Annotated in this window: 6 protein-coding genes and 1 tRNA gene; 2 read left to right on the forward strand and 5 right to left on the reverse strand. The window is 53.2% G+C overall.

Translation table 11 applies throughout. The annotated features are described in order from the left end of the window. Nucleotides 1-15: 15 nt before the first annotated feature. The 4 genes from JX325_RS09990 to JX325_RS10005 all read right to left on the reverse strand — a co-directional run bounded on the left by JX325_RS09990 (nucleotide 16) and on the right by JX325_RS10005 (nucleotide 2,882). A complete protein-coding gene (locus JX325_RS09990; RefSeq protein ID WP_374220604.1) occupies nucleotides 16-633 on the reverse strand; it encodes a dihydrodipicolinate synthase family protein in 618 nt (205 codons plus the stop codon). Nucleotides 634-737: 104 nt separating this feature from the next. Continuing rightward, entirely contained in the window at nucleotides 738-908 is a 171-nt protein-coding gene (locus tag JX325_RS09995) for a hypothetical protein (protein ID WP_204791002.1), read from the reverse strand. Between the two features lie 39 nt (nucleotides 909-947). Then, the gene (locus tag JX325_RS10000; protein ID WP_204791003.1) at nucleotides 948-2,381 is read right to left on the reverse strand and encodes an amidase; all 1,434 of its coding nucleotides are present in this window, start codon (nucleotides 2,379-2,381) and stop codon (nucleotides 948-950) included. Between the two features lie 96 nt (nucleotides 2,382-2,477). After that, on the reverse strand, nucleotides 2,478-2,882 hold the full coding sequence (locus JX325_RS10005; RefSeq protein WP_204791004.1) for a hypothetical protein: 405 nt from the start codon (nucleotides 2,880-2,882) through the stop codon (nucleotides 2,478-2,480). A gap of 140 nt (nucleotides 2,883-3,022) precedes the next feature. Between JX325_RS10005 and JX325_RS10010 the strand changes: the two genes are divergently transcribed. Continuing rightward, the gene (locus JX325_RS10010; protein WP_204791005.1) at nucleotides 3,023-3,298 is read left to right on the forward strand and encodes a hypothetical protein; all 276 of its coding nucleotides are present in this window, start codon (nucleotides 3,023-3,025) and stop codon (nucleotides 3,296-3,298) included. Continuing rightward, the gene (locus JX325_RS10015) at nucleotides 3,298-3,648 is read left to right on the forward strand and encodes a hypothetical protein (protein WP_204791006.1); all 351 of its coding nucleotides are present in this window, start codon (nucleotides 3,298-3,300) and stop codon (nucleotides 3,646-3,648) included. Before JX325_RS10010 ends, JX325_RS10015 begins: the two co-directional genes overlap by 1 nt. Before the next feature lie 4,092 nt (nucleotides 3,649-7,740). On the opposite strand, the gene JX325_RS10020 is transcribed toward JX325_RS10015, so the two are convergent. Continuing rightward, nucleotides 7,741-7,816, reverse strand: a tRNA-Lys gene (locus JX325_RS10020). Nucleotides 7,817-7,998: the final 182 nt, after the last annotated feature.

A 7,998-nucleotide genomic window follows, 5' to 3' on the forward strand; every position in this document is an offset into this window, starting at 1 on the left:
TAAAATTCTTTGAATTTACCGTATTCCCTCTTGAAGGAACAGTTCTAAAATTTTTGCGTCATCTTCTACCGTCGCATTTGGCATCGGAAATGTTCCACAACTTGATGCCACAATTCCACGAAGTCTACAAGCCTCTCTAATAACAGGTAAAAAGGGGCTGCGAATTGTATACAGCGCCATCAAACGATCAATGGTATGTTGGCCTTTGGCGATCCCTTCCAAATCGCCCCTTCGAAACGACTCTGCCCATGACGCACAGACTTCCGGGGCTACATTGCTCAAAGCTCCAATGCACCCGTTACCACCGGCCAGGAGATTGTGCGCAAAGTTATCGTCAAAACCGGAATAGATCTTAAATGCGGGAAACTGTGGCTTGACCGCTTTGATTAACTCCCGCGTATGATCCATACCGGAAATTGTATCCTTCATCCCAACAATATTACTGTGCATACGCACCAGTTGAAGAACAATCTCCGGAGGAATTGTATATCCGGTATTGTCGGGGAAGTTGTAGATATAAATCGCATCATGAATTTTTGAAGCCAGAAGATCGTAATACTGTAGGAGTGCTTTGGGTCCAAAGTGAAAATAATAGGGAGGCAAAATCGTCACTGCATCAGCACCGGCATCCAAGCAAAAGTTGGAAAATTGATAATTTCATCTGCCACCATATGAGAGGTGCCAATGATGAGTTTCACCCGATGTTGGATTGTTTTGATTGCGAACTCGGCCATTGCCTAGCGCTGTACCATAGGCATGGCAAAAAATTCGCTGGAGCTGTCTTCCGCCAAAATGCCGTCAATTTTATTTTGAATCAGATTTTCAAATAGCTTTTCCTGGCTTTCTAAGTCCAGATTGCCATCCTCACGGAACAGCGTGATGGCCGGAGTGAGATATGCTGCGTTCATCGAACACCCTCGTTTCCCATATTAAAAACAAACGTTTGTTTATAGACCCATTGGCCACTGATCCGCCCAGGGACGTGCTTTTTCAAAGGCCGCCGACGCTCTCAAAACCAGGGCGTCGGCCCAGGGCCGCCCTATGATTTGGAGCCCCACAGGCAGTCCTTCCGGTGTCCACCCGGCAGGCACATTTGCGGCGGGCTGTCCGGTAAGATTGAATGGATATGTAAAGGTAGTGAAATCTCCCTTCGCTGGCTGTCCATTGATAACCTCCGGAGCTCCCAGTCCCAAGTCAAAGGCCGGAACCGTCAGAGTGGGAGTCAGAAGCAAATCATATGGTTCCATAAACTTTCGCAGGGTAATATTAAGCCACTGACGCCCAAAATGGGCGTTGATCAGTTGTTCGGCGCTCCAGTCCTGGGCAATGAAGGACCGGACGGTCTGGCTCATATCGTCTCCCAAGGTTTCCGCCAGGCGGCGCATCCCTGCGAGGTCCGTATTTCCTGCCACAGTACCCCAGAAGATATCTCCGGGATCCGACAGTAGCGGAGACTCAACTTCCTCTACGTCGGCTCCAAGGTCCCGGAAGACTGCGGCGGCCTTTTCGCAGAGCGCCAGGACCTGATTGTCTACCGAAGCGTAAGGCGTCCGGGGCCACCAGGCGATCCGGAGGCCGTTCAAGTCGTGGTTACGGAGCTCATTCAGATAGTCCGTTCCCTCTATCGGCCAGCTGTGGCGATCCATGTACCCGGGTCCCTCCATAACCGAGAGCATCAGGGCGCTGTCCTCTACCGTCCGGGTCATCGGGCCAATGGACTCCAGGTCCTCCCAGCTGGAACCGCCAGGGAATTGGGGATCCCGGCACCCAGGATACAGGGGAATCCTCCCGTAGGAGGGTTTTAGACCGTATANGCCACAAAAGCAGGTAGGAATGCGCACGGAACCGCCCCCGTCATTTCCCACCGCCAATGCGCTCATGCCGGAGGCTACCGCCGCTGCGGAACCGCCGCTGGAGCCACCAGGCGTCTTTTCCAAATCCCAGGGGTTTTTTGTAACGCCAAAGAGTTTGTTTTGCGTCACACCCTCGTAGGCAAACTCGGGGGTGTTGGTCTTTCCCAGCAAGATTGCCCCGGCGGCCTTCAATCTTACGATGGAAATATCATCCTCATCCGGCAGGTAATTCTGATATGCTTTGGAGCCGAAAGTAGTTTGAATTCCCTTCGTAGCAATCATGTCTTTTACCACAAAGGGTACGCCTAGCAGAGGTTTCTTTGATCCGGCTTTCATGAGCTGGCTCTCCGCCTCGCGGGCGGCAGCGTAAGCGTTCTCTTCATCCAGGGTGCAAATGGCATTCAGAAGGGGATTCATTCGGTGGACCTGGTGGAGCACTGCTTCCAAGACCTCCAGAGGCGATGCCTGCTTTTCCCGAATTAACCGAGCCTGCTCCGCACCGGACATTTTATAGAGTTCGTTTGTCATATATACTCGCTCCTGTCTTTTTAGATTCAGCGTAGATAAAAAACAGCCGCCTCCGTAGAAGGGAGAACCTACGAGAGGCGGCTAAGAATGCTGGCCTTATTCAGCGAGAATTTCGCATTGCAGGGAAGGGATGGTTTTGCCTAAAACTGTGTAAAGAATCACAGAGACGGCAATTCCGGTGATCTGGTTGGGGAAGTTAGGCAGGACTTTGGCGCTGGTCACAGAGCACACCACGCCCACTACCACAGTGCCGATGGCGTACCAGTTGATGCCCTCTACGGGCCGCTTGCCGTAATTGCTCTTTTTCAGCAGGTAGTAATCAGCAATCAGTACGCCGCCGATGGGAGGTACAATATAGCCCACGGTACCGAAAAAGCCCGCCAGGTTGGAGACGATGCCAGTGGCGGCCAGAATCGAGCATGCCACGCCGCTGATGACAACAGCCTTAGACCAGGTAATCTTCTTGGACAGGTTGCAGTAACCAGTTACAGCGTTATACATGCAGCTGGCGGCTGTAGACGCTTGGCTGATGAGGGCGCAAAGCAGCAGGGGAATTCCACTCTCCAATGGCATAAAGCTGATTGAGACGGCGGATATTCTGACCCGGCTGAAAGAGCTGGAGGATGTGATAGGAGGTCGCGATGGCTAGTATCGAAGCACGGCTTGCCGCCCTGGCGGCGGAGATCCGGCGGCGGCAGTTCGCCAACGAGGGGCCGGTTGACGCCCTATCTCAAAGCTTGTTTGAGCTGGAGGGTGAGCTTTTGGGCCTGGATGATCTGGGCAAGGCCGCTTTCCTGGCGGAGTTGAACCAGGAAGATGAGGACGGGACCGAAGGTGTGGGCTTGACGCTGGAGGACTTGGAACGGTGGATAGCTGATATTCGGGAGAACCAAAAAATAATTTGGAGGGCACCATAATGGATTTTCTGATTGAGCATGAGTTGAAGGTGGTCACTTCGTTGGGGGAGGTTCCTAACAGCGCACTCCCGGCAGTCCATAGGGCGCTTGCGTCTTTGCCGTCTGAGCCGGAAAAACCACAGCAGCGGCCAGATAAAAAATGCCCTTTTCGTGGCGAACGGTATGACGACCTCTGTTCCGTTTCCTGTGCCCTCTATACCGGGACCGGCTGCGGAATCGTGGAGCATCGGATGGGGACCGGAGTGACCTGTCCATTCCAAAACCGTCAATCCTGCGGGGATGGTTGTGCCCTTTATGTCGGCGGCGGCTGTGCCCTGGTGGGGGTAAAGGAGCAGGTACATGGCGAATGACGGCACCGTAAAGATCGGCGCGGAGATTGATGAAAAAGAGTTTAAGTCTGGGCTTTCTAAGCTGAGCAAAACCGCGAAATCAGCCCTCAATAACATCACAGTCGACATTGAGGTTGACAAAAAAGGTTTTTCCGCTGAGTTATCAAAACTTGGGAAGGACGCTGATCCGGTTGAAGTTCCTGTAGAGGCCGATACCGCCAAATTCAAAAAGGGGCTTGACGATCTTGAAAGGGAGGCGCAGAAAAATGTGGTTTCCCTCAAAGAGTTGAACGGGGCGCTGGAGCTCAACCCTAAAAGCACGGACTTACTCATTGAGAAGCAAAAGCTCCTACAATCCGCCGTTTCCGCTGCTGCCAAAAAGGCGGATGACCTCAATTCCGCCCTGAAAAGTGCAAAGGCGTCTGGAGAGGTCGAGAAAAATGCGGAGGCATACCGGAAACTTGTGATTGAGTTTTCAAACGCCGAAGCGGAAGCCAAGAACATGCAAGCGGAATTGGATGATGTTTCCGCCAAGCTGAAGAATGGGCAGGGCGCAACTGAAGACATGGAGGATGCGACCGATGATCTTGGAAGGTCCTATACCAGTGTCGGCGATATCATCAAAGGCGTGGCAATCGGAGATCTGATTTCCAACGGTGTGCAAGCTGCAATCGACGGAATTAAGGACCTTGTGGGAAGCCTTTGGAACCTGGACGAAGCAACTAAAGAGTACCGGGAGGCACAGGGCAAACTAAACGCAGCCTTTGAAACTGCCCAATTTGGCCCGGAGGCCGCGAAGAGGGCATATTCTGACTTTTATAAAATTCTTGGCGATGTGGACACCGCGACGGAGGCGTCACAGCTCCTCGCGACTCTGGCGGAAAATGAGCGGGACCTTTCCAAATGGACGGAGATTTCTGCCGGCGTATTTGGTACATTCGGAGATGCGCTTCCGATTGAGGGTTTGATTGAATCCTCAAATGAAACCGCGAAAACCGCGAAAGTGACGGGAGTTTTAGCCGATGCGTTGAATTGGGCCGGGATTTCAGAAGATGCGTTTAATGACAAATTGGCCGCGCTTGGAACCGAGAGTGAACGCAACAGCCTAATCATGAAAACGCTTTCCGAAACCTATGACGATGCGTCTGAGTCTTTCTTCCGCAACAATGAGGAGATCGTAAAGGCCAGGGAAAATCAAATCCTTTTGGACAACGCTTTAGCTACGGCGGGAGAAACCATTTCTACAATCAAGAACTCGTTCCTGACAGAATTTTCTCCAGCAATTTCGGACGCTTCCGAATACTTATCACAACTCGCGGATTCTGTCGATTGGGGGGAGCTGGCATCTGGCGTCGGTGGTTTTCTGGATGTTTTACAGCTTCTTGTTCCGGTTATAGCTGGAGCGGCGACGGCGATGATAGCTTACAAAGCGGCTTCTTCCATTTCCGGGATCATCGAAACTCTGATAAACGTGACTAAGAACCAGACAATCGCACAAGCGGCGTTAAATGCCGTCATGAACGCAAACCCCTTCGTGCTGGTGGCCACGCTGATTGCCGGAGTTGTGACGGCCTTAACTACGCTGTACCTTACAAACGAAACTTTTAGAAATAAGGTCAACTCCGCCTGGGCCTCTGTAAATGGGACAATCTCAAACAGCGTGGAAGCTATTGNGAAGTTTTTTACAGAGTCCATTCCAAACGCCGCACAAAAAGCGGTGGATTGGTTCTTGGATATTCCAGAGCGAATGGAAACTATCGGCGAAGATATTGTAAAAAAGCTCTGGGAAGGAATCACCGGAATGGGCGAGTGGCTCCGAGGAAAGGTTGACGGCTTCATTTCCGGCATCATCAGCGCGGTCACTGGCGGAGGATCCAAATCTTCTTCCAGCGGAAGCTCCAAGGCCCGTTCAGCTCCGGAAAGCCCGAACAGTCCCCGGCCCTCTCCCACAAGGATGGCCCCCGCCGGGGATTTCTCTGGCGAAACCGCTGGGAATGAGGGTGGAAGCTACAGCCTCACGGCCTCCGACTTCTCCCGGGCGGCGGCTGTGCGAGCCCTGGAGAGCGNNNTNNCNNACGNTGTGAGCCGCGTTTCCGTCTNCACGGCGGCAATGGGTCCCTCTGCCGGAGGTAGAGAGACTGCTACTGCCGCTACGGTAGCGGCATTGTGTAAAGGGATGGAAGCGCTCATAAATGAACTAAACGGGATGAAGGTCACTATGGACGGACGGACGGTAGGCCGTTTGGTTTCCGAACATCAAAACAATATTGGCCGTGCCTTTGGCACGAAATAAAGGAGATTTTTATGGAATATCGGATTGAAGTCAGAGGGAAAAGCTATGTACTTCCCACAAGGACCCCGGGAATGGATGACCGGATCGGCAAGATTCAGGATATTGAAAAACGGCTCCGAACCGGGGGAATTACCAGACGAGAGGCCCGGAAAGAGCAATATGATTTTGTTACAGACTGTANCGAGGGTTTCCTGCCGCCTTTCGAGGAAATGGACGTGGGAGAGCTGGAGGTCGTGGTGGTGAAGATCGTCAACGCTTACCAGCGCCCCGCCGCTCAGGAAAAAATTGAGGCATCAATGGCTGCACTTCGGGAGGTTACCGACCGGCCAGAGTTCAAAAAGTTTACCTCCGTCCTGAGNAAGTCGAAGCGGTAAACGTTACAAAACAACTTTTTCCCCAAAAAACATAGAAAGGAATTATAAAATGAGCAAATACGCAAAATACGCACAAAAACTGGATACGGCCTTTAAGGCCGCGCGAGAGAAGTACATGGAAGTCTATGACGCCGTAAAAGCGGCGGAAAAACGGGTTGAAGACGTCAAAGACGAGAAGGATGAATATTTCCGGGGAGATGCCGACATCCACCGGGCCGAATGTGCGACGGCCCTTCGCAAAGCTGAAATTGTCTTTGAGCGCACAGCAGAGGAGATTTGGCCCGCCTTTGATGAAGTCCGGGACGAACTGACAAAGAAGCTGCGGGCAGAGGTCCGGGCGGACACCATCGCCGCCCCGGAGGACATTGACCCCAACGGCATGACCTTGCTGCAATCCGGTATCCTGNGGGTCGATGAACTGGNAGCCCTTGCGGAACGGTATGCCGAAAATTATACAATGCTGCGGATTCTGGGCCAGCATGCCAAAGCCGCCGCCGACAAAGCGGAGGACACAGATGCCCGGTGGCGGCTGGTGAATATCAGCCGGGCAGCGGGCAGAGACCCGGGCGTTGTTCTCCAGACCTGGGACAATCTTTTGGAAGCGGCTAAAGTCTGTTCCGGGCGCAGACTTGGAGAGAAGCATGGAGACCCGAGCTTTGTTGCCTCCATCTCCAAGACGTGGGAGCGGCTGACCGAGGCAGCGATTGAATCCTTTTGACAAACAAAGGGCCGGGGAACATTCCCCGGCCCTTGCTTTCTGCGAAAAATCGTGGTATTCTGACAGCAGGAAAGAATCATCTTTCAGCGCTGCCAGTAACGGCGGACGGTTGGCCCCTTGACAGGGGGCACCTTCTTGCCCCCTGATCTTNGGAAAGGGGGCTGCCCTATGGTTACATACAGTGAGCTCTTCGCTTACTCCCTGGTTATCATCGGTATTTGCGGCCTGTTCATTCAGGCGTACAAAAAGAAGTAACCGCCCCTGCGCCCACAGTCCGGCGGTTACTTCTGTAACTTAGGCTAGGGCCAACTGTCTACCGGCAGCGCCCTTTCTATGCTTATTATAGGCCGTGTCGGCCCTTCTGTCAAGCCTCTGACTTCTTGTCAGGGGCTTTTTTCATTTTCCGGGCAATGCTGTCCCGCTGGGCCTGTGTCTCTACCGCTCTACCAACGAATACCGGCAAAGTCTCTCCCGCCGCCGCCGGGGGAAGGTCCTCAAGCTCCGCCCAGGAACCAGGGCCGAAAACTTGGCGGTGTACTGCCGGGTCTGCAAGACGGAATCGGTTGTGGATATTCTTACTCAGGCGAATAGCGGTGACTTGCATCTTGACTTGCACGCATCAAAAAAACATCGGTTTTTGGGGCCATTTTGGAGCGTGTTTTCCAAGAGCGCGCAAAAAGAAAATCCCTTGTAAGCATTGCACCGCAATGGCTACAAGGGATTTTCCCTGGTGACCCGGCGGGGATTCGAACCCCGGACCCACTGCTTAAAAGGCAGTTGCTCTGCCGACTGAGCTACCGGGTCGTCGTCGGAAGAAATTCCGCTCTGCTCCGTCCCCGCCCTGCGGGGCGAGGACTGCGCCCGCTCCATTCCTTCCTCCTCTCCCCANAAAATCTATCGATTTTGCGGGGGCCCCCATTTTTGCGGGGGTGAACGCCGCGCACGGTTTCGCTGCGCTTACCTTTGCTCTGCTCCCTTCCCTCCCC

The sequence above is a fragment of the Oscillibacter sp. CU971 genome (assembly GCF_905219725.1).
Lineage (GTDB): Bacteria > Bacillota > Clostridia > Oscillospirales > Oscillospiraceae > Oscillibacter.